The sequence below is a fragment of the Streptomyces sp. NPDC052496 genome, from assembly GCF_040679095.1.
Classification (GTDB): domain Bacteria; phylum Actinomycetota; class Actinomycetes; order Streptomycetales; family Streptomycetaceae; genus Streptomyces.
In genome coordinates, this window is record NZ_JBFAUH010000022.1 from 60,139 (window position 1) to 81,791 (window position 21,653).

Annotated in this window: 19 protein-coding genes; 11 read left to right on the top strand and 8 right to left on the bottom strand. The window is 73.2% G+C overall.

Translation table 11 applies throughout. The features are described from left to right. Positions 1–13: 13 nt before the first annotated feature. From AB0L45_RS27105 to AB0L45_RS27115, 3 genes are all read right to left on the bottom strand, one after another. Positions 14–745, bottom strand: a complete 732-nt coding sequence (locus tag AB0L45_RS27105; protein WP_365844319.1) for an ANTAR domain-containing protein — start codon at positions 743–745, stop codon at positions 14–16. A gap of 319 nt (positions 746–1,064) precedes the next feature. Then, positions 1,065–2,228: an iron ABC transporter permease gene (locus AB0L45_RS27110; protein ID WP_365844322.1), complete on the bottom strand. Its 1,164-nt coding sequence runs from the start codon at positions 2,226–2,228 to the stop codon at positions 1,065–1,067. After that, entirely contained in the window at positions 2,225–3,313 is a 1,089-nt protein-coding gene (locus tag AB0L45_RS27115) for an iron ABC transporter permease (RefSeq protein WP_365844324.1), read from the bottom strand. Before AB0L45_RS27115 ends, AB0L45_RS27110 begins: the two co-directional genes overlap by 4 nt. A 142-nt stretch (positions 3,314–3,455) precedes the next feature. Between AB0L45_RS27115 and AB0L45_RS27120 the strand changes: the two genes are divergently transcribed. The 4 genes from AB0L45_RS27120 (at position 3,456) to AB0L45_RS27135 (ending at position 9,983) form a co-directional block, all read left to right on the top strand. Further along, positions 3,456–4,430, top strand: a complete 975-nt coding sequence (locus tag AB0L45_RS27120) for an iron-siderophore ABC transporter substrate-binding protein (RefSeq protein WP_365844326.1) — start codon at positions 3,456–3,458, stop codon at positions 4,428–4,430. A 131-nt stretch (positions 4,431–4,561) separates the two neighbouring features. Next, a complete protein-coding gene (locus AB0L45_RS27125; RefSeq protein ID WP_031005798.1) occupies positions 4,562–4,792 on the top strand; it encodes a phosphopantetheine-binding protein in 231 nt (76 codons plus the stop codon). Continuing rightward, entirely contained in the window at positions 4,789–8,757 is a 3,969-nt protein-coding gene (locus tag AB0L45_RS27130) for an amino acid adenylation domain-containing protein (protein ID WP_365844329.1), read from the top strand. Before AB0L45_RS27125 ends, AB0L45_RS27130 begins: the two co-directional genes overlap by 4 nt. A 137-nt stretch (positions 8,758–8,894) precedes the next feature. Continuing rightward, positions 8,895–9,983 carry a YncE family protein gene (locus AB0L45_RS27135; protein WP_365844331.1) on the top strand — a complete coding sequence of 363 codons (1,089 nt, stop codon included), beginning with the start codon at positions 8,895–8,897 and terminating at the stop codon, positions 9,981–9,983. Between the two features lie 72 nt (positions 9,984–10,055). Here AB0L45_RS27135 and fes read toward each other — a convergent pair whose 3' ends face one another. The 4 genes from fes to sigJ all read right to left on the bottom strand — a co-directional run bounded on the left by fes (position 10,056) and on the right by sigJ (position 13,705). Then, on the bottom strand, positions 10,056–11,330 hold the full coding sequence (fes, locus tag AB0L45_RS27140; protein ID WP_365844333.1) for an enterochelin esterase: 1,275 nt from the start codon (positions 11,328–11,330) through the stop codon (positions 10,056–10,058). A gap of 500 nt (positions 11,331–11,830) precedes the next feature. Beyond that, positions 11,831–12,175, bottom strand: a complete 345-nt coding sequence (locus AB0L45_RS27145) for a DUF6191 domain-containing protein (RefSeq protein WP_365844335.1) — start codon at positions 12,173–12,175, stop codon at positions 11,831–11,833. A 173-nt stretch (positions 12,176–12,348) separates the two neighbouring features. Continuing rightward, a complete protein-coding gene (locus tag AB0L45_RS27150; protein ID WP_365844337.1) occupies positions 12,349–12,657 on the bottom strand; it encodes a hypothetical protein in 309 nt (102 codons plus the stop codon). A gap of 130 nt (positions 12,658–12,787) precedes the next feature. Then, complete coding sequence (gene sigJ, locus AB0L45_RS27155; protein WP_365844339.1) at positions 12,788–13,705, bottom strand: RNA polymerase sigma factor SigJ; 918 nt, start codon at positions 13,703–13,705, stop codon at positions 12,788–12,790. 98 nt (positions 13,706–13,803) lie between these two features. Here sigJ and AB0L45_RS27160 point away from each other — a divergent pair, with 98 nt between their 5' ends. The 6 genes from AB0L45_RS27160 to AB0L45_RS27185 all read left to right on the top strand — a co-directional run bounded on the left by AB0L45_RS27160 (position 13,804) and on the right by AB0L45_RS27185 (position 18,998). After that, positions 13,804–14,199, top strand: a complete 396-nt coding sequence (locus AB0L45_RS27160; RefSeq protein ID WP_365844341.1) for a hypothetical protein — start codon at positions 13,804–13,806, stop codon at positions 14,197–14,199. 102 nt (positions 14,200–14,301) lie between these two features. Beyond that, complete coding sequence (locus tag AB0L45_RS27165; RefSeq protein ID WP_365844343.1) at positions 14,302–14,898, top strand: DUF2690 domain-containing protein; 597 nt, start codon at positions 14,302–14,304, stop codon at positions 14,896–14,898. A 182-nt stretch (positions 14,899–15,080) separates the two neighbouring features. Further along, positions 15,081–15,743, top strand: a complete 663-nt coding sequence (locus AB0L45_RS27170) for an ANTAR domain-containing protein (RefSeq protein WP_365844345.1) — start codon at positions 15,081–15,083, stop codon at positions 15,741–15,743. 197 nt (positions 15,744–15,940) lie between these two features. Beyond that, positions 15,941–16,666, top strand: coding sequence for an ANTAR domain-containing protein (locus tag AB0L45_RS27175; protein ID WP_365844347.1), 726 nt, complete (start codon positions 15,941–15,943; stop codon positions 16,664–16,666). A 220-nt stretch (positions 16,667–16,886) separates the two neighbouring features. Then, positions 16,887–17,933 (top strand): hypothetical protein, encoded by a 1,047-nt coding sequence (locus tag AB0L45_RS27180; RefSeq protein WP_365844349.1) that lies wholly within the window; start codon positions 16,887–16,889, stop codon positions 17,931–17,933. Positions 17,934–18,248: 315 nt separating this feature from the next. After that, complete coding sequence (locus AB0L45_RS27185) at positions 18,249–18,998, top strand: DUF4190 domain-containing protein (protein WP_365844352.1); 750 nt, start codon at positions 18,249–18,251, stop codon at positions 18,996–18,998. A 150-nt stretch (positions 18,999–19,148) separates the two neighbouring features. On the opposite strand, the gene AB0L45_RS27190 is transcribed toward AB0L45_RS27185, so the two are convergent. Beyond that, positions 19,149–19,817 (bottom strand): GPP34 family phosphoprotein, encoded by a 669-nt coding sequence (locus tag AB0L45_RS27190; protein ID WP_365844354.1) that lies wholly within the window; start codon positions 19,815–19,817, stop codon positions 19,149–19,151. Between the two features lie 425 nt (positions 19,818–20,242). Here AB0L45_RS27190 and AB0L45_RS27195 point away from each other — a divergent pair, with 425 nt between their 5' ends. Further along, entirely contained in the window at positions 20,243–21,613 is a 1,371-nt protein-coding gene (locus AB0L45_RS27195; RefSeq protein WP_365844356.1) for an MBL fold metallo-hydrolase, read from the top strand. Positions 21,614–21,653 lie beyond the last annotated feature (40 nt).

The window sequence follows — 21,653 nt, forward strand, 5'->3', positions numbered from 1 at the left end:
TCCCGCCGGAACTTCATGGCTGGGACAGTTCGGTGGGCACCGAACCCTTGGCGACGTCGGCGGCCAGGTCGGTGAGCTTGCGCTGCCGGGCACGGGCGTGCGCGCGCAGCCGTTCGAAGGCGTCGTCCAGGCTCACGCGGAGGCGCTCGGACAGGACGCCCTTGGCCTGTTCGATCACCAGACGGCTCTCCAGCGCGGTGGACAGCTGCTGGATCAGCACGGCCTGGTCGTGCAGGTCGTGCTGGTGGCCGAAACAGGCGGCGGTGGCGTCGGCCAGGGCCTGGGCGATGCGCAGGTCGTTGGCGGTGGGGATCTCGGACGCCTGGCCGCACATCAGGTTGAGGGCGCCGGCGGTGAAGCCGGGGGTACGCAGCGGGACCGCGGCGACCGCGATGACACCGGCGCGCCGGGCGTGCCGGGCGAACCGGGGCCAGCGCATCGCCGCCGGACCGGTCAGCGAGGCCGGCGGCATGGCGGCGCCGTCGCGGGTGGCCTCCAGGCAGGGCCCTTCGTCCAGCTCGACCTGGACCTCTTCCAGCCGGCGGTAGCGTTCGTCGGAGGCAGTGGCGTACTCCACCCGCCCCAGGTCGTCGAGGACGGTGACGCCGGCTCCGGCCACCGGCAGCAGGGACGTGGTGTGTCCGGTCAGATCGTGCAGCAGTTCCAGCGGATCGAAGTCCGCCGTACGGTGCACCAGGTCACGCACCGCCTCGGCGATGCGCGCCTCACGTTCGGTCGCAGGCATGTAAGGCCGCCGATCGGCATGCTCCCGCCTCCACGACGTGGGCGCGGGGTCCGGGCGCGCGCCCCGGCGGTGGGAAAAGGAAGTCCGGTCTCAGGAACCGCTGCTGCCCGCTGACAGGACTGTCCGCCTCGTTTCTCACCTCGGCCCATCGGGGCCGCCTCGCCGGCCGGTTCCACCCGGCCCTGGACGGCCGCTACGGTGCACCGTCCACCGTAGCGCTCCGGCGAAGGCGCGGACAGGAGAAGCCGGTGTCCGTGCTGTCGGTTTGCGGCACCACGATGCTCATCCGACGTCGGCACCACGCGTGGCTCCCGCTCCGTCAGAACCGCCTCGTGCCCCGGTCAGGGCGGAAGAGCACCCACAGCAGGAAGGGGCCGCCGAGCACGCTGGTGACCACGCCGACCGGGATCTCCACGGGGGCGATCACCCGGCCCAGCGTGTCGGCCCCGGCGATCAGCGCGCCGCCCACCAGGCCGGAGGCCAGCACCGGTACGCGTGACCGGCCGCCGAGCCGGTCGGCGAGCACGGGGGCCGCCAGTGCGACGAAGGCGATCGGGCCGCCGATGCCGGCCGCCACGCCGGAGAGGACCACCGCGAGCGCCAGGGTGAGGGCGCGGACCCGCCGTACGGGTACGCCGAGCCCGGAGGCGGTGTCGTCGTCGAAGCGCAGCAGCTGGAGCCGGTTCCCCGCGGCGAGGGCGAACGGCAGCAGCACGAGCAGGACCAGCAGCAGTGGTGTGCCCACCGACCAGTCGCGTCCGCTGAGGCTGCCGACCGTCCACAGGAAGACGCCGCCGGCGGTGTTGTCGTTCTGACGGGACATCACGAGATCGGTGACGGCCCCGACGACGGTCGAGACGCCGATGCCGACGACCAGGACGCGGTGTCCACGGTGGCCCGCGCCGCCCGCGCACAGCACCACGAGCGCGGCGGCCAGGAACGCGCCGACCGGCCCGAGCCACCACTCGCCGATCATGCCGGTGGACGAGCCGACGACGGAGGCGACGACGGCCGCGGTGGCGCCCTCGTTCACGCCGATGATGTCGGGGGTGGCGAGCCGGTTGCCGGCCAGCGTCTGGGTGAGGCAGCCGGCAACGCCCAGGGCCGCGCCGACCAGCACGCCGACGGCGATCCGCGGCAGCCGGAAGTCCTGGACCAGCATCACCGTCGCGGGATCACCCGTACCGAACAGACCGGCCAGCGTCTCGGAGAAGCTCATGCCGGTGGAGCCGGCGAACGTGCCCAGCGCCACGAGGGCCACGATGAGCACGCCGAGCGCGACGGCCACCAGCGAGCCCCGGCGGGGGAAGAGCCAGGAGAAGGCGCCGGTCCGTAGGACGAGGCTGTCGGGTGGGGAGACGTCGGGTGCGGGGGAGCCGGCCGTGGCGGGGGCCGAGGGGGAGGGGGCCGGGAGAGTCCGGCCGGGCGTCGGTTCCGCGGCCCCGTGCGTCGGTTCCGCCGTCCCGCGTGCCGGCTCCGTCACGCCGCACCCCCCGCCGTCGACATCCGCCGTGAGCGGGCGATCCAGATCAGCAACGGCCCGCCGACGAAGGCGAGGAGCACGCTCACGGGGGTCTCCCAGGGGCGGATGGCGACACGGGCGAAGATGTCGGCCGCGATCATCACATCGGCGGCGATCAGTGCCGACAGGGCGAGCTGCGCGGCGATGCGCGGGCCGGTGACGGCGCGGGCGGCGTGCGGGGCCAGCAGGCCGAGGAAGGCGATGGGGCCGGCGAGCGCCACCGCGGACCCGGCGAGCAGGGTCACCGCGCCGGCGACCACGACCCGGACCAGCCCGGGCCGGTGTCCCAGCGACCGTGCGCTGTCGTCGCCGAGCGCCAGGGCGGCGAGCGGACGGGCGGCCCCGAAGGCGACCAGCAGGCCGGCCACGACGAGGGGGATCAGCGGGTAGGTGTCCGACGTCTTGATGCCCGCGAGGGAGCCGATGGTCCAGTAGCGGAAGGTGTCGAACGTGGACTGGGTGCTGAGCAGTACGTAGGAGGTCATGCCGTGGAAGGTGGCGCCGAGCGCGGAGCCGGCCAGCACCAGCCGCAGCGGCGAGGCCGCGGCCCGGCCCGAGGCGGCCAGCAGCAGGACCACCGCGCTGGCGGACATGCCGCCGGCGAGGGCCCAGCCCAGCAGGGCGTACGAGGAGTCCACTCCGAAGTAGGTGAGGCCGATGACGACGCCGAGCGCGGCGCCCGAATTCACGCCGAGCAGCCCGGTTTCGGCCAGCGGGTTGCGGGTGACGGCCTGGAGGAGGCAGCCGGCGGCGCCGAGGGAGACGCCGACGAGCACGGCGGCGAGCGTCCGCGGCAGCCGTACGTCGAGTACGGCGAGCCGGAGTTGGGCGTCGGCGCGGGCCGCCGGGTCACCCATGAGGAAGTCCCACGCGCGCGCGACGGGGCTGGATCCGGTGCCGATGAGCAGGGACAGCAGCACCAGGGCGGCCAGCAGCACGGTCAGCGCGACCGCGGCGGTCAGGATGCGCGGGCGGTGACCGGGCTTCCGTGACGGAGGGGGCCGGGTGTCGCCCGCGGGGGCCCCGGCCTCTTGCGCAACCAACATAAGGTTAGCCTAACCTAAGCCTCGACCGGGGCTTTCGTGGCCCGGCAGGCCCGGACACCCGGGCTTTCCCGGCGTGCCCCGTACCAGCTGTTCCGTCAAACGCCGCTCCGGCGCCGGACTTCACCCCTCGGAGACTACCGACATGTCCACGCACCCCCTGCCGCGCGTCCGCCTGACCGCGGCGGCCGCCGTCACCACCGCCCTGGCGCTGGCCCTCACCGCCTGCGGAGGGGACGAGTCCGGCTCCGCGAAGGCGAAGACCGGCGGCGCCGGCAAGGTCACCGTCACCGACGCCACCGGTACCGAGGTCGAAGTCCCCGCCAAGCCCGCCAAGGTGGTCGCGCTCAGCGAGCTGGACCTCGACTCCGCGCTGGCCCTCGGGGTCGAGCCGATCGGCCTGACCGCCGGCCGTGGCCAGCAGGGCGCCCCCGGCTACCTCGCCGGACGCGCCCAGGACATACCGGTCGTCGGTGCCGTCACCGGCCCCGACATCGAGAAGGTGCTGCGCGCCAAGCCTGATGTCATCCTCGCCGGGCAGCTCGCCGACCGGAAGGTGCTCCAGCAGCTGAAGGCCGTCGCGCCGACCGTCGTCACCTTCGGCAAGGACAAGGACTGGAAGAAGGCGCTCGACCTCACCGGCCGGGTCCTCGGCAAGCAGAACGAGGCCAAGAGCTTCCTCACCGGTTACGAGTCCAGGGTCGCCGGCCTGAAGAAGAAGCTCGGCCCGAACGCCGGCGCCACCGTCTCGGTCGCCCGCTACTCCGCCAAGGGCACCGCCGTGATGCAGCAGGGCGTGTTCATCAGCGACGTGCTGAAGGACCTCGGCTTCAAGCGGCCCGGCATCCAGAACGACCGCGGCCAGGGCCACTCCACCCCGATCAGCGACGAGGACATCCGGCAGATCGACGCCGACTGGCTGTTCATCGGCACCCTCGCCGCCAAGGGCAAGGACGCCGACCTCTTCACCGAGCTGAAGACCAAGCCCGCCTACCGGCAGCTCGGCGCGGTCCGCGACGGCCACGCCACCGAGATCGACGGTTCCAAGTGGACCAGCCTCGGCGGCGGCCTGGCGGCCCTGTCCGTGCTGGACGACATCGAGAAGGCCATGGCCAAGTGACCGACGGCGCCGGCCCGGACGCAGCCGCCCGGCCCGGCGCCCCCCTACCCGCGAACCCCGGCCGCGGGCCGGCGCCCCGGCCGCCCGGCCCCGGCCACCACCGGCCAGAACCCCAAGGAGAACCCCCTGTCATGGCACTGACCATCGACCACCTGCGCGCGGACGTCGCCGACGTCCTGGGCGAGGACCCGGCCGACATCCCCGTCGACGAGAACCTCGTCGACTACGGCATGGACTCGGTCCGCATCATGGCGCTCCTGGAACGATGGCGACGCGACCACGGCACCCGGGCCGGCTTCGTGGACCTCGCCGAGCAGCCCGCCATCGAGGCATGGGCCCGCATCCTGGGCGCGGCCTCATGACGGCGCTCCTCGACACCGCCGCCGACGGCCTGAGCACCGCCGAGGGGCTGCCGCTGACCGCCGCCCAGACCGGCCTGTGGTACGCCCAGGCCCTCGACCCGGCGAGCCCCGCGCAGAACACCGCGGAGTACCTGGAGATCCACGGGCCGGTGGACCCGGCGCTGTTCTCCGACGCGCTGCACCAAGTGGTCTCCGAGGCCGACGCGCTGCGGGTCCGGATCGTCGAGACCGCCGAAGGGCCCCGCCAGCTCCCCCTGGCCACCGGCCCGGCACCGCTGCCGCTGCACCTGGCCGATCTGCGCGCCGAGGCCGACCCGGACGGCGCGGCGCGCGCCTGGATGCGCGCCGACCTGGCCGAGCCGTTCGACCTGGCCGCCGGGCCGCTGTTCGCGCACGCGCTGTTCCGGGTCGGTGACGCCCGCTGGCTGTGGTACCAGCGCGTCCACCACGTCGTCATGGACGGCTTCGGCTACTCGCTGCTGGCCCGCCGTACCGCCGAGGTCTACACGGCGCTCGCAACCGGCGAACCCGTGGGCCCCGCCACCTTCGGGCGGCTGACCGACCTGGTCGACGACGACGCCGCGTACCGCGCCTCGGACACGTACGAGACCGACCGCCGGCACTGGAACGAGGCGTTCGCGGACCGGCCCGAAGCCGTCAACCTGGCCGGACGTACCGCCCTGCCCGCCCGCACCCACCTGCGCCGCACCGCGTACCTGGGCCCGGAGACCACCGAGCGGCTCAAGGAACTGGCGGCCTCGGTCCGCGCCACCTGGCCCGACGTGCTGATCGCCGCCCAGGCGCTGTACCTGTCCCGCGCCACCGGTGCCGGGGACGTCGTCCTCGGGCTGCCGATGATGGGCCGCATGGGCTCGGCGGCGCTGCGCGTCCCCGGCATGGTCATGAACGTACTGCCGCTGCGGCTGACCGTGGCCCCGACCGCCACCTTCGCCGAACTGACCCGCCAGGTCGTCCTCGGCATCCGCGCGGCCCGCCGCCACCAGCGCTATCGATACGAGGACATCCGGCGCGACCTGGGACTGCTCGGCGCCGACCGGGCGCTGGTCGGGCCACTGGTCAACGTGATGCCGTTCGATTACGGCCTGGACTTCGCGGGCGCCCCGGCCACCGCGCACAACCTCTCCACCGGACCCGTCGACGAGCTGACCGTCAACGTCTACGACCGCGCCGACGGCCGCGGCCTGCGCATCGACTACGACGCCAACCCCGACCTGTACGAGGAGGACGGCCTCGGACACCACCAGGAGCGCTTCCTGGCCCTGCTGTCCCGTCTGGTGCGCGCCGACCCGCACGCCCCCCAGGGTGAGCACGGCATCGCCACGGCGGCCGAACAGGCGCTGGTGCTGGAGAAGTTCAACGCCACCTCCCGTGCCCTGCCGCCCACCACCCTCGTCGGCCCCATCGAGGCACAGGCCGCCCGCACGCCCGGCGCCACCGCGCTGATCTCCGGGGACACCACGTGGACGTACGCCGCACTCGACGCCCGCGCCAACCGGCTGGCCCGCCACCTGGCGACCCTGGGCGTGCGCCCCGGCACACTGGCCGCCGTCGCCGTACCGCGCTCCGCCGATCTGGTCCTCACCCTGCTGGCCGTCCTCAAGGCGGGCGGCGCCTACCTGCCGCTGGACCCGGACTACCCCGCCGACCGCCTCGCGTACATGCTCGACGACGCCCGGCCGGTGTGCGTGATCACTGACCGGGACGGCCGGGTGCCCGGCGACGGGCCGGTGCCGGTCGTCGTCCTGGACGGCCTCGGTCTGGACGCGTACTCCGCCACCGTCCCGCCCCGCCCGCTCACTCCGGACCACCCCGCGTACGTCATCTACACCTCCGGCTCCACCGGCCGCCCCAAGGGCGTCGTGGTCAGTCACCGTGCCATCGACAACCGGCTGCGCTGGATGCAGGGGCAGTACGGTCTGGAGCCGGGTGACCGGGTGCTCCAGAAGACGCCCTCCGGCTTCGACGTGTCCGTGTGGGAGTTCTTCTGGCCGCTGCGCCAGGGCGCCACGCTGGTGGTGGCCGAGGCCGGCGGACACCGGGATCCCGCCTACCTGGCCCGCGTCATCCGTGAACAGGCCGTCACCACCTGCCACTTCGTACCGTCCATGCTCCAGGTCTTCCTCGCCGAGCCCGACGCGGCGAACTGCACTGGTCTGCGCCGGGTGTTCTGCAGCGGCGAGGCGCTGCCGCGCGAGACGGCCCGGGAGTTCACGCGCGCGCTGCCCGGCGTGGAACTGCACAACCTGTACGGCCCCACCGAGGCGGCCGTCGACGTCACGTACCACGCGTGCGCGCCCGGCGACGAAGGTCCGGTGCCCATCGGGGCGCCCGTCTGGAACACCCGCCTGTACGTCCTGGACGCGGCCCTGCGGCCCTGCCCGCCCGGCGTCCCCGGCGAGCTGTACCTCGCCGGAACCCAGCTCGCCGACGGCTACCTGGGGCGGCCCGGCCTGACGGCGACGCGCTTCGTCGCCGATCCGTACGGGCCCGCCGGCAGCCGGATGTACCGCACCGGCGACCTCGCCCGCTGGACCGACCGCGGCGAACTCCACTACCTCGGCCGCACCGACCACCAGGTCAAACTGCGCGGCCAGCGCATCGAACTCGGCGAGATCGAGGAGGCACTGGCCGCCCTGCCCGCCGTCGCCGCCGCCTGCGCGGTGGTCCGCGAGGACCGGCCCGGCGACCAGCGGCTGATCGCTTACGTCACGTACGAGCAGCGCGACCGGACCGCCGCGCCCGACCCGGAGGAGCTGCGCGCGGCACTCGCCCGTACGCTGCCCGAGCACATGGTGCCCAGCACCGTGCTCGCCCTGGACGCGTTCCCGCTCAGCCCCAACGGCAAGCTGGACCGCGGACAGCTCCCCGCTCCCTCCTTCGAGGCCGGACCCGGCCGCGCCCCGCGCACCCACCAGGAGGAGACCCTCACCCGGCTGTTCGCCGAAGTGCTGGGCCTGCCCCGGGTCGGTGTGGAGGACGCGTTCTTCGACCTGGGCGGCACCTCGCTGCTGGCCGCCCGCCTGATGGCACGCGTCCGCGACACGCTCGGCACCCGCCTGGCCATCGGCGCGCTCTTCCAGGACCGCACCCCGGCCGCGCTCGCCGCCCGCCTGGACGGCGACGGGACCGGCGGCGACGCGCTGGACGTCCTGCTGCCGCTGCGCCCGGCCGGCGACCGCGTACCGCTGTTCGTCCTGCATCCGGCGGGCGGCATCAGCTGGTGCTACTCGGGCCTGCTCTCCCGGCTCGACCCCGCACAGCCGGTGTACGGCCTCCAGGCGCGCGGCCTGGCCCACGACGCACCCCTCCCGGCGACGATGGATGAGATGGCCGCCGATTACGTACGGCAGCTGCGCACCGTCCAGCCGCACGGCCCCTACCGGCTGCTCGGCTGGTCCGTGGGCGGTGTCCTCGCGCACACCGTGGCGGTACAGCTCCAAGAGGCGGGGGAGCGGGTCGACTTCCTCGCCCTGCTGGACGCCTACCCTTCCGACCAGTGGCGCGACCAGGCCGTCCCCAAGGAGACCGACGCGCTGACCGCCCTGCTGCGGATGGCGGGTTTCGAGCGCACCGGTGAACTGACCCGCGAGGACGTCCTGGAGACGCTGCGTCGTGAGGGCAGCGCGCTGGCCGGACTGTCCGACCGGACGCTGTCCGCCGTCGTCGACATCGTCGTCAACAACGCCCGGCTCATGCGCGAGCACCAGCACCGGGTGTTCGCCGGCGACGTGCTGTTCTTCACCGCCGCCGCCCCGCGCGCCGAGGACTGGCTCACCCGGGACGCCTGGGCGCCGTACGTGCGGGGCGCGCTGGCCAACCACGACGTGGACTGCCTGCACCCGCAGATGACGCAGCCGCGCTGGATGGACGGGATCGCGGCAGTGGTCGCGGAGCGCCTGGCCGCCCTGGACCGGTCAACGGGCCAGGTGGGGCAGGGGCGTTGAAGGGGAGTCCGGTCGCTTTTCGCCGACCGGCCCCGAGCTGAGTGCAACTTAGGTAAGGCTAAGCTAACCTTTGATCCCGTCGGGTGGAGCTCCCCCGGCCCGCCCCTCTCGCCTGCCCTCCAGGAGGAGTGAAGACCATGCACGCCACCCAGCCCCCGCGGCCCCGTGCCACCGCCCGCCGCCTCGCCCGCACCACCACGGCCCTGACCGCCGCCGCGGCCGGCGTCCTGGCGCTGAGCGGCACCGCCGTCGCGCACGACCGCCCCGCGCCCCAGGCCTCGTACCGCGTGGACACCGCCCAACTGGCCACCGGCCTCTACCAGTCGGCCTACTCCGAGCGCCACCACGTCCTGTGGGCCACCACAGCCGTGGGCCGGCCGCCGGTCACCCAGTCCAGACTGCTGAAGGTCGACCCGAAGACGCTCAAGGTCGAGGCCGCCTACACGCCGCCGGTCACCGACCAGGCGACCGGCGCCGTCGAGGCGGTCTACGGCGTCGCCGTGGACGACGAGCACGACACCGTGTGGACCACCAACACCCGCAACAACTCGGTGGCCGTCTACAACCAGCGCACCGGCAAGCACCTCGCCACCCTGCCCGGCGTCGCCCACGCCCGCGAGATCGTCGTCGACAAGCGCCACGACCTCGCCTGGGCCGGCGGCTTCGGTGACGGCTCGGTCGTCGCCTTCGACACCCGCACCTTCAAGGAGAAGAAGCGGGTCAAGGTCGAGGGCGCGGGCACCGCCGGACTCGCCGTCGACAGCCGTACCGGCACCGCCTACGCCACCGACCTCACCAACGACCGGATCATCGCGGTCAGCCCGTACAAGGCCGAGCCGCGCTTCATCCCCACCGGCGACGCCCCCATCGGCATCGCACTCTCCGCCGACGGCCGCACCGCCTACACCGCCGACCAGGCCGCGGGCACCCTCTCCGTCGTCGACCTGCGCAAGGGTGCCGTCACCCGGACCGTCGCCACCGGCGCCGGCGCCCTCTCCGTCGCCGCCGACCACCGCTCCGGCCGGGTCTTCGTCGCCAACCGCGGCAGCGGCACCACCACGGTCGTGGACCCGAAGCAGGGCACCGTCCTGGCCGACCTGGCCACCGGCCCCAACCCGAACCACGTCACGGTCCGCCGCGGCACCGCCTACGTGGTCGACAAGTCCGCGGCCGGCACCGACCGGATCGACTCGGTGCACCGCATCAGCCTCACGCGCGCTCACTGAGGCGGAGCCGTTCACGACGGCGTCCCTCGGACCCGGGGCCCGGCCGCACTCCAGCGGCCGGGCCCCGGTGCGTCAGCCGGCCCGTCCGAGCAGGTCGCACAGCCCGTCCACCAGCTCCGAACGCCAGCACAGGTAATCGTGGCCGCCGTTGTACTCGCGGTAGACCGCGTCGTCGTACCCCTTGGCCGCCAGGGTGTCGCGCAGCCGGCGGTTCGCGGGCAGCGCGACCCACTCCTGCTCGCCCGCCGACAGACGGAACCGCACCGGGAGCCGCGGCGACGCCGCGATCCGTTCGGTCAGCCACTGCGCGCCCGGACCGTTCGGCCACCAGAAGGAGCCGGACTGCGCCAGGACGGCGCCGAACCGGCCGGGCGCGGACACCGCGGCGTACGCGGCGGTCAGACCGCCCAGACTCTGGCCCGCCACGACGGTACGGGCGGGATCGGCGGTCAGCGGCAGGTCGGCAGCCGCCCAGGGCAGCAGCTCGTCCGCGAGGAAACCGGTGAACCGCGGATCACAGGTCATCTCGGCCCAGCGGACGTCCGCCCCCAGCGACTCCGGCAACAACGCGACCAGTGGCGGGATCCGGCCGTCCGCGACGAGATGGTCCAGCGCGGTCGCCACGCCCAGCCCCGGCTGCCACATCTCCCCGTCCAGCAGGACGAGTACGGGCAGCTCCGCGCCCGGTTCCGCACCGCCGGCCGGCACGTACCGCCAGACCCGGCGCTCGTTGCCGAGCAGCGCGCTGCGGACGGTGTGCTCGGAGACCGTGCCGCGCGGCACACCAGGGCGCTGCTGCCACTCCGCGCCCTCCGGTGCTCCGGACAGCGTGACGCAGGAAGCCGGAGCGCCGCCCCAGCGGCTCGCCAGGGAGCGCGGGTTGAACGGATCGGTACGGCGCTGTGTGCGCAACCACGGCCAGTACGCGGCGTCGTCGGCGGGGCCGTCGCCCTCGTCCACGCACAGGGTGTACGTGGCGTGCCAGTCCCGGCGCATCCGTACCGACCAGTGCCACACATCCGTGCCGGGGACGTGCGCCATGAGGTTGCCCGCCGGATCGCGCGGATCGGCGAGCTTGTTGGGCGACACCAGGACCGCGCGGGTGGCCGGGGAGCCGCGCCACAGGAACGTCACCAGGGCGTGGTCCGCCGCGCCCTGGGGATCCGGTCCGGTCAGCGGCGTACCCTCACGCTCCACCGCCCGCCAGAACTCCGCCCCGGACATCTCGGCCGCCCGCCGGACGACCCGCTCGTCGGTCACCCGCGGCACAGGAGAAGGCCGCGGCACCCGGGGCGGATGCCGGGGGGTGCCGGAGGGCGGGGCGGTGGTGGCGATCGGGGAGGGCATCGGGGCGGACTCCGGGGGGGTGCGGGGGAGGGGAGGAGACGGGTTGGTAAGGTCACCCTTACCTTAGTCGCTCTCCGGTCGGCCCGCCGGGCCTGGTCAGTCCGCGGGGCTCGGCCCGTCCACGGGGCTCGGTCCGTCCGCGGTGCCCGGCCGATGCGCGGATACCGGGTCGGCCGAGGGCGAGTCTTCCGCGTCCCTGCCGCCTGCCCCGCCCGCCCCCGCCGAGACGTCGGCTCGTTTCCCGGCGATTTCCCTGGCCAGCTTTTCCGAGAAGAGGCGCATCTCCGCCTCAGCCCTGAGGTCGAACACGATCTCTCCGTCCTGCCGCTTCCCGTCGGCCGGCAAAGCCCGCTTCACCTGCCGCTATACCTGGTCTTTACCTTCGGGTCGCACGCCACAAACGACGTAGGTACGAACACGGCAGCACCACTCGGCGCACAGCACTCGCAGAGCGCCCCCGGCGTACGCCTCAGACATGGGGCAAGGGAACGCGCTTCAGTTCAGGAGGACGGCGAGGCCGAGCCGCCGTCCGCTTCCTGCGGGCCCGGGCACACGATGAACGCGGTGCCCTTGCTCAGGTCGACGCTGGAACGGGGCGGCGCGCCGTCGCTCTCGTCGTCCCGCCGCAGCAGTTCCACCCGCCGCTGCTCCAGCTCCGCCGTCTTGTTCCCGTTCACGACCGCTGTGAACTCGTCGAAGGCGATGCTCGACAACGACGGTCCGGTACGCCTGCGCAACCACGGGAACAAGCCCAGCCCCGTACACCACCGCCACGCGCTCTCCACCAGGGCGAGCAGGGCCAGCAGGCACGCGAAAGCCGGGAAGGACATGAGCCAGACCGCCACAGTGACCCCTCGTCGCTCGTCTCGCCGATCGCTACAAGATCACTGTCGCGGACCCGCGGCGCGCGGGGATCAGACCAGGGGACGATTCTCCTCCCCCGCGCGGGGGAGGCTTCGGCACGCAGACGCCGCCGGCGGAAACGGTCTCCTCGGGGGTCGTGGTGTCGCAGCGCGGTTCACCGTTCCCGTCCCTCGCCCGCCGCGCGGCGAATGCGCACCGTACCGGCGTCCAGGTCCACCTTGAGGGGCGGGTCTCCTGCCGTACGGACGTTCTTGCGTACGCGTTCCTGTTCCATGGCCCGCTTCACGGCCTGGGCTCCAGGGGAGCCCTCCTGGACGAGATCGGCACCGATGGAGGACAGGCGCTTGGTCCTGCGCCAGTAGATCCAGCCTCGGGACTCCATCATCAGCAGGACCCGGTCCGCCAGAAACGCCGCGAGCCCCAGGGCGACCACCGCTCCTGCGACCCAGAATGCCGTAACCATCGGTCACCGACCGGGTGAACACAACTGGGCGGATGAACCGCCGGAACGTAAGCAATGATTCATGGCACCGATCATGCCACGACCGGAATTGACACAAGGCGTCACTGACCCTGGGCCGTGGCACGGCTCGTCAGCTCTCCCGCGCCCACGGCCGCAGCTTCTCCGGGTTGCGGACCACCCAGATCCGGATGACGCGCCCGTCGCGGATGTCGAACGCCGCCACGGTCAGGACGACGCCCGCACGCCGGGCCACCAGGCCCGGCACACCGTTGACCGACCGCACCAGGAGTTCGAGCCCCGGAGCCTTGCCGGCGACGGCGGCCATGTACTGGGCGATGCGCGCACCGCCCTCGACCGGGTGCAGGACGGCGCCGGCCAGGCCGCCGCCGTCGGCGGTCAGCACGGCGGCCGGGTCGAGGAGGCCGACGAGAGCCGCGATGTCCTTCACCTCCCAGGCTTCCTTGACCCGCCTGACCACATCGGCCTGCCCGGTCGCCGTCGCCGGAGCGCGTGCCGCGCCCGCCCGACGCCGGGCGGAGGCCGCCAGTTGCTTGCAGGCCGCGGGGGTCCGCCCGAGGACACCGGCGATCTCGGCGAACGGGTACCGGAAGACGTCGTGCAGGACGAACGCCACCCGCTCGGCAGGCGTCATCGACTCCAGGACGACGAGGAAGGCCATGGTCACCGACTCGTCCAGCACGATCTGGTCGGCAGGGTCCGCGGCGCCGGCGGGGCCGGTGCCGCGTGCCTGGTCCCACTCGGCGCGGTCGGGCAGCGGCTCGGGCAGCCACGCGCCGACATAGCGTTCACGGCGGGCCCGTGCCGAGCCGAGCAGGTCCAGGCAGATGCGGCTGGTCACCGTCGTCAGCCAGGCGCCGGGGGACAGAATCTCCGCCCGCCGGCTGCGCGGCAGTCCGTACCAGCGTGCGTAGGCATCCTGTACGGCGTCCTCGGCCTCGGTGACCGAACCGAGCAACCGGTAAGCGATGTTGACAAGCCGGCGCCGCTCGCCCGCTGTCCCGTCTGTGCCGGTCTCCGCAGTCTCCATGTCTCCGGCCGCCCCCGCCTTACCTTTCGCAGGCCCGCGTCGTCGGGCTGGTGAGACCTTATCGACCTGCTGCCCGGCGGCGGAAAGAGGTACCTGACATGGCCACTGAGACGACGGCGACGACGACAGGCGCGAGCGCGACGGCGAACGCACACCGCAGGTTCACCTTGCTCCGGATCACGATCGCCCTCCAGACCCTGACCATCTTCCTCCAGGCGGTCTCCGCAGGCCTGTTGCTGACCTCGTCCTACGGAGCGACGCTGCACAGCGTCGGAGCCCGTGTGATGTACGGGGCGTCGATGCTGTACCTGCTCGCGGCCGTACTGGCATGGAAGCCGGGCGGCGGCTCGCCCCGGCCTGTCCGGCACGCGTCAGGCTTCCTCGCACTTGCCTCGGCCCAGGTCGTGCTCGGCATCGCGCACGTCCCGTCGGTCCATCTCCCCCTGGGGGTCCTGATGTTCGGCCTGAGCGTGCTGGCGCTGGCCCGGCGCTGAGGACGGCGCCCCGTCCCGCGTCGCATGGGGCGTGAATCTTTCTTACGGCGTGCCGCAGGGCCACCGATGCTGGTGGGGCAGCGGAGGGCGTCGGGAGGCAGGGTGAGTGGTTCCGGGGGCGGAAACGGGGACGGCGGCGGGGAACAGGGCGAAGGGCAGGAGGAAGGCGCGGAGCGCCGGGCGCGGGGGCGCCGTGCGTGGCGCTGGCTGCGTGACCACAGTACGCACGCGCTCCTGGTGGCGGTCGCGGCGGCCGTGGTGGGCGGAGTGGTGCCGGTCCTGGTGACGGGGGCGTTGCAGGACTGGCTCTCGCCACCGCCGCCCGCTCCGGCCACCTGCCCGGGGGCCGGGTGCGACGGGAAGGACTCGCAGGAGGAAGGGTGTTCCGCCGACGCGGTCACCTGGCTCCCGCCGCAGCACAACCCGGTGTCCCTGCACGTGCGGTACAGCAAGCGCTGCGGGGCCGTGTGGGGGCGGATCACTGCTGCGGAGGTGGGGGACGTGGTGACCGTACGGGTGGAGGACGGCTCGGCCCGGAGTGCCGTCGTCGAGTACGGAACGGACCAGTACACGTCGATGGCGTCGGTCGGCAGCACGTTCCGGGCCACGGCCTGCGCGGAGCCGACCACTTCGGCGTCGCGTACCCGGCGCTGGCACAAGTACTGCATCGTGGTGACGGACACCACGGCCTGGAAGTAGGCACGGCCGGCCCGCGCACTGCCGCGCCCGAAGGCCGGACACACGGCGGACCACGAAGGGAATCGCCTGGCCCGATCCGGCTCCCGCCAGGGTGGTGAAGAGTAGCCTTCAGGTGTGGAGAGCGGCCGTGTTCCGGCTGCGGTCCGCCCTCCGACGCGGAAGGCTCAACGATGGAGCGTCGGGTGTCAGTGCGGCAACTGCTCGCCGGTCTGGCGCGGGCCGTCGACGCGGAGGAGCACCGCGTGTGGGCGTTGCAGTGCGCACACGCGCTGGGGCTGGAAGGCGTCGCGGTCTCCTTGCGGTGGGGCGCTGAACTGGTGTGGTTCAGCGACGACACCAGCGCACGGCTGGAGGACGCGCAGTTCACCCTCGGGCAGGGCCCCTTCAGTGCGCCGCCCTACCAGGTGGTGGATCTGAGCGCGGGCGAGACCGAACGGTGGCCGCAGTTCGCCGCGGAGGCCCAGGCCCTCGGCGTGCGGGCGATGTTCGTCTGGCCGGTACGCGCCGGAGGGGTACGCTTCGGTTCGCTGACCGGGTACCGCCTGACCCCAGGGCCGCTGACCGCACCGCAGGCGGCGGACGGACTGCGGGTCGCCGACGCGCTGGCCGGACGGCTGCTGACCTGGCGGCCGGACACCGGGGAGTCCGCCGCCCACGACGGGCCGGGCGCCGCGGGCGCGGTCGACCTGCACTGGGTCGAGGTGCACCAGGCCACCGGCGTACTCAGCTGCCGGCTCGGCGTGCCGCTGGAGGAAGCGCTGGTCCGGCTCCGGGCCCGGGCGTTCGCCTCCGGCCGGCACCTCACCGAGACCGCCCGCGCCATTCTCGAAGAACTGCCGCCGTGAAGCCGCCGCCGCGCAACTGCCGCCGTGAGGCCCGCATCCGTGGCCCCGCCGCCGCGCAACCGTCGTCGCGAAGCCCCCCTCGCGGCGCTGTCTCCGTTCCACCACCGCAGCCGAGCCGCAACCGTGGCACCGCCGCCCGGCACGGGCCTGCCACGGTCCGGGGCCGGGCCCGGACCCGCGTACCGAGGAGCAGGGACATGAGCAGGGAAGACAAGATCGCCCAGACCTTCGTCGAACTCGCCGACACCCTCGTCGCCGACTTCGACGTCATCGACTTCCTGCAGCAGCTGACCGTCCGCTGCTGCGACATCTTCGCCGTCACCGACGCCGCGGTCGTGCTGGCCTACCCGGGCCCGCAGATGTACAGCCCCGCGCCCTGCGACCCCAGCCCGGCGCTGTCCCAAGTGCTGGACCTGGCCCTGCGGGAAGGCCCCGCCCTGGACGCCTACCGCACCGCCGAACCCGTGGCCCCCGGTGACCTCTCCCAGGCCCCTGCCGCCTGGCGCGACTTCACGGTCCAGGCCCGGGCCGCCGGTTACACGTACGCCTGCGCCGTCCCGCTGCGGCTGCGCCGTGAAACCCTCGGCAGTCTGCTGCTCCTGCGCGCCACCGACAGTCCGGTGCCGCTGGACGATCTCGCCATGGCCCAGGCCTTCGCCGACGCGGCCACCATCGGCCTGGTGCACGCCCGCGCCCTCCGGCACACCGACACCGACGTCGTCGACGAACAGGTGCACGTCGCGCTGCACAGCCGCATCCTCATCGAACAGGCGAAGGGCTACCTCGCCGCCTGCCGCGACATCTCCCTCCGGGACGCCTTCGACCTGATGCGCGACCACGCCCGCCGCCACCACGTCCTGCTGTCCACCGTCGCCCAGAGCACCATCGACGCCGGAGGCCTGCCCGCGGCCGGCGGACGGTGAGGTCCGGAGCGTCAGGGCCGGTCATGGCGTCCGCCCGCGGTAGCGGTGCGATGTTCGGTGACCGCGAAATCGGTGCAGGTCATGACCATGTCGCACATATGATCCTCTCACTCTGTATTTCTGTTCGTGGGGGGACTCCGCCCTGTGGGCGCGTCTCTGCGCGCCCTGGGAGCCGTCCTGGGCCGCCGGCAGAACACTTCCGATCGGACCACTGGAACCCATGCACGGAATCCTTCCCTTGATCGTCCTCACCGTCACCGTCTGCACCTGGCTGTGGAAGCGGAGACGGACGACGAAGCTCGCCGCGGCGGCCGGTGCGGACCTGCTGCCGCCGGCACGCCAGGACACCGGCCGGCACTGCCCGGATCCCGAGGCGGACGCCGTGACCGCCGCCCTCGCCCGGGGCGAGTGGCAGACCGCCGCCAAGGCGATCGGCGCCGCGGGTACGGACTGGGAACGCCGCTCCCGTCTCGTCGGCGTCGCCGCCGACCGGGCGGCCGAGGACGACACCTGGCTGCGGGCCTGGGAGGCGGAGCGTCCCGACGACCCGGACGCGGCCGTGGTCCGCGCGGCCGCGCAGGTGGCGCTGGCCTGGGAGATCCGGGGCGCGTATCGCGCCGAGCACACCACCGCCGAGCAGTTCGCCGGGTTCCACCGGGTCCTGGGGGGCGCCAGGGAGGCGTTCGCGCGGGCGGAGGCTCTGGCGCTGCCCGGTGACCCCACCCCGTACGTCAAAAAGATCCCGCTGTACATGGGCCTGGGCGCCCCGCACGAGGCGATGCTCGACCTGTGGGAGGACGTCGTCTCCCGCGCCCCGTACCACTTCGAAGCGCACAAGAGCGCCCTGCAGTACTGGTGCGCGAAGTGGCGTGGCTCCGCCGAGACCGCCCGTGACTTCGCCGGGCAGGCAGCGGCCGGTGCCCCGCGTGGCAGCCTGCTGACGGTCCTGCGGCTCATCGCCTGGTACGAGCACCACGACGACGAGGCGCCGGCCGAGGCGTACGGCTGGCCCGAGGTGATGGGAATGACCGATGACGTGCTGCGGGACGTCGGCGCGGCACGGCCGGACGACCCGAGAGTGGCGACGGTCCGGCACCTGCTGGCCTACTTCCTGACGCGGCAAGGCCGGTACGAGGCGGCCCTGGAACAGTTCCGCGAGGTGGACGGCTACGTGGACGCGCTGCCGTGGCACTACCACCCCGAACCGGCCAAGACCTACTGCCACTTCCGCACCAAGGCGCTGCGGGGCGCCGTGAGGGAGAAGTGAGCGGAGCCGTTGGCGAGGAGTGAGATGAGCCGTTGACGATGTGACTGATAATGTCAGCAGCTTGTCTGTTTCGACCCCATTCGAGGACCATACGTGACCGTACCCACCCCGCCTGACGGTGAGCAGCCCGCCGCCCCGACACCGGACGAGCGCGACCCGTGGCGCCCGCCGGCCGCCGAATCCGAGCCGACAGCCGGGGCCGGGCCGGCCTCCGCGACCGGACCGGCCCCTGGATCTGGGCCGGCCTCCGCACACTGGGGTCCGCATCCGATGGGCCCGTACCCGGCGGGTCCGTATCCGACGGGCCCGTTCCCGGTGCCGCAGCCCAGCAACGCCATGGCCGTCACGGCGCTGGTCCTCGGCGTCCTCGGTGTCGTCCTCGGCCTGGTCGTCTTCCTGTTCTGGATGTCCTGGCTCCCGGCGCTGCTGGCCGTCGTGTTCGGCTTCGTCGGGTTGAGCCAGGTGCGCAAGGGCCGGGCGCGGGGCAGGGGCATGGCGCTGGCCGGTGTGATCCTGGGCGGGATCGGGCTGCTGATCGCGACCGTGGCCGGCGTGCTCGTCTTCACCGCGGCCCAGAAGACGGCCGACGACAGGGCGCGCGCCCGCGCCGACAGGGAGAAGGCCAAGTCCTCCGCCGAGGCGGAGGAAAAGGCGCGGCATCTGTCGTTCGGCGGTACCTATACGTTCGGGAACGGCCTGAAGGTGACGGTCGAGAAGCCGAAGCCCTTCGTCCCGGACGATTACGTCCTGGGGCACGCGAAGGGCAACAAGGCCGTCCAGGTGACGATCAAGGTGGTCAACACCGGTACCGAGCGGGTCGAGATCGAGACCGGGCTGCCCTCCGTCAACGACGCCGACGGCGCCTCGACGGAGCTGGTGATCGACGGCAGCGGGCGGCAGAAGGTCCTCACGGGCTACGCCTTGCCCGGAAGGGAACTCGTCGGCAAGTACGCCTTCTCGCTGCCGCCGGACGCCGCCGACCGCATGGAGGTCGAGTTCACTCCGGACGCGAAGCGCTGGGAGCGGTCCTACTGGAGCGGCCCGACCAACCTGACGGAGAAGTGACGCGGCGAACTGCGCTGAACCCACAGGTGCCTGACTCGTGATGAACGGTCAGGCACCTGTTTCGTACCGGGCGCGCGGGCCTGAGGCGCCACCTGATGCGTACCGGGCGGGCGGGGACCTGAGCCGCCGCCTTCCCGCCGCGCGTTCCCGTCACGCGCCGCGCCAGATGTTGTCGAAGGCCGCCTGCTCGACGGTACGCCGCTGCCGTACGGCCTCCAGTTCCACCACCGCCTCGTTGACGGCGGCGAGTACGGTCATGACCGCGTCGTCGGTCCCGCTCAGGGCATCGTCGGCCGGCGCGTCGCGGATGCCGGCGGCGGCTGCGAGGGCGGCGAGGACGGGCTCACCCGAAGCCCAGCGGCCGGCCGCGTGACCGCGGGCGGCGGATGAGCCGGCCGGCGCTGTCCGGCCGGCGCGGAGCCGAAGCCGGAGACGGCGTTTTCGGAGGCTGAGGCCTTCTTCCTTCAGGGCGGCCCGGTAGACCGCGGACAGGCCGCGACCCCGGCGCCACAGCCAGTCCTCGACCGACTCGTACGGTGCCTGCCGCACGAGCGAGGCCGCTGCCGCGTCCAGGAGGCGATCGGCCGGCGTCGTGCGGTCCTGGCCCTGGCTCGGGTCCTGGCCCTGGCCCCGTTCCCGGCCCCGCTCGCCGGGAACGATGCGGTCACCGTCCAGCGTGACGGCCTCGGCGTGCAGGAGGTCGATCAGCTCGGCTCCCGCCAGGGCAAGGGAAAGGTCACCCGCATCCACGGGACGGGGGGACTCCCCGCCCGCGGCGACGATCATGGCGACGATCTGGAGATCCCGCGGTGTGGTCATGGAGCGGCTCCCTGTCGGAGGGGCTGGGGCAGAGGCCGGGGCGTGGCGTGGCGTAGGTGGTGGTGGTGCGGCGGTGATGCGGCCCGCCGGTAACCGCCCTCACTCCGTGCCGAGTTGACTGTAGCCCGGCTCGCGCCGGAGGAGGCGTCGACCGGCCTGCGGCTGCGCCGTGTGCTCCACGTACACCCGGTGCGCCCGGGACGCGGGCCTTCCGGGCCGGATGCCTGGATGACCGGATATCCAGATACCCCTCCGGGTACCCGTCGCAGGGGGAGCGCTTCCGGACGGAGGCGTTCCAGGCCTCACGGGACGCCTGGATGATCAGGCGCCTCGGAAGCCCCGGAATACCCCCCGGGGTATCGCTGTTATCGTGGACAACAGATACCCCCTGGGGTACACACCGTTCTCATGAAGGAGGCGCAGTCGTGTTCTTCGTCGACACCCTGGCGTTCGAGGGCCTGGGCAACCGCAGCTACCTGGCCGGTGGCGGCGGTGCCGCGGTCGTGATCGACCCGCCGCGCGACATCGACCAGGTGATCGCCGCGGCGGCGCGGCGCGGGGTGCGGATCGCGTACGTGGCGGAGACGCACATCCACAACGATTACGTCACCGGCGGCCTGGAGCTGGCCCGCGTCACCGGCGCCGCCTACCTGGTCCCGGCCGCGGCGAAGGTGTCGTTCGCCCGCACGCCCGTCGCCGACGGCGACACGGTCACGGTCGACGACGGCCTGGTCCTGCGCGCCATCGCCACCCCGGGCCACACGCCGCACCACACCTCGTACGCGCTGGAGGACGACGGCCGGGCGGTGGCCGCCTTCACCGGCGGATCGCTGCTGATCGGTACGGTCGGCCGTCCCGACCTGGTCGAGCCGCGGCTGACCGAGCAGCTCGCCCGCGCCCAGCACGCCTCCGCCCACCGCCTCGCCGACGAACTCGACGACGAGGTGCCTGTACTGCCCACCCACGGCTTCGGCAGCTTCTGTTCCTCCACCCAGGCCGAGGGGGACGCCACCACGATCGGCAAGGAGCGTACGGCCAACGACGCGCTCACCCTCGACGTGGACACCTTCGTCGCCCGCACCCTGGCCGGCCTGGAGGACGTACCCGCCTATTACGCGCACATGGGCCCCGCCAACGCCGCGGGCCCGGCACCCGTCGACCTCACCCCGCCCGAGCCCGCCGACGCACGGCAGATCGCCGAGCGGCTGGCCGCGGGGGAGTGGGTGGTGGACCTGCGCAACCGGGTCGCCTTCGCCGCGGGGCACGTGGCCGGATCGTTCAACTTCGAAGGCGACGGCAAGCTCGCGACGTACCTGGCCTGGCTGATCCCCTGGGGCAAGCCGGTCACCCTGCTCGCCGCCACGCCGCGGCAGCTCGCCGACGCCCAGCGGGAACTGACCCGGGTCGGCATCGACCGCCCGGCCGCTGCCGCCACCGGCGACCCGGCCGGCTGGATCCGCGAGGGCGAGGAACTCGCCTCGTTCCCGCGCGCCACCTTCGCCGACCTCGCCGCGGCCCGCGAACGCGGCGAGGAGGCCGTGGTGCTCGACGTGCGCCGTGCCTCGGAACGCGCCGACGGTCACGTCGAGGGTTCGGTGCACATCCCGGTCCACGAGCTGCACGGCCGTACCGACGAAGTGCCGCAGGGCGTCGTGTGGGTGCACTGCGCCGGCGGGATGCGCGCGGCGATCGCCGCCTCCCTCCTGGACGCGGTGGGGCGGCAGGTCGTCGCCGTCGACGACGGCTTCGAGGCCGCGGCCGACGCGGGCCTGACCGTCACCGCCTCGCCCTCGTGAGGTCTGCCGTGCGTACCTGCGCCTGTACCCGTCCTCGTGC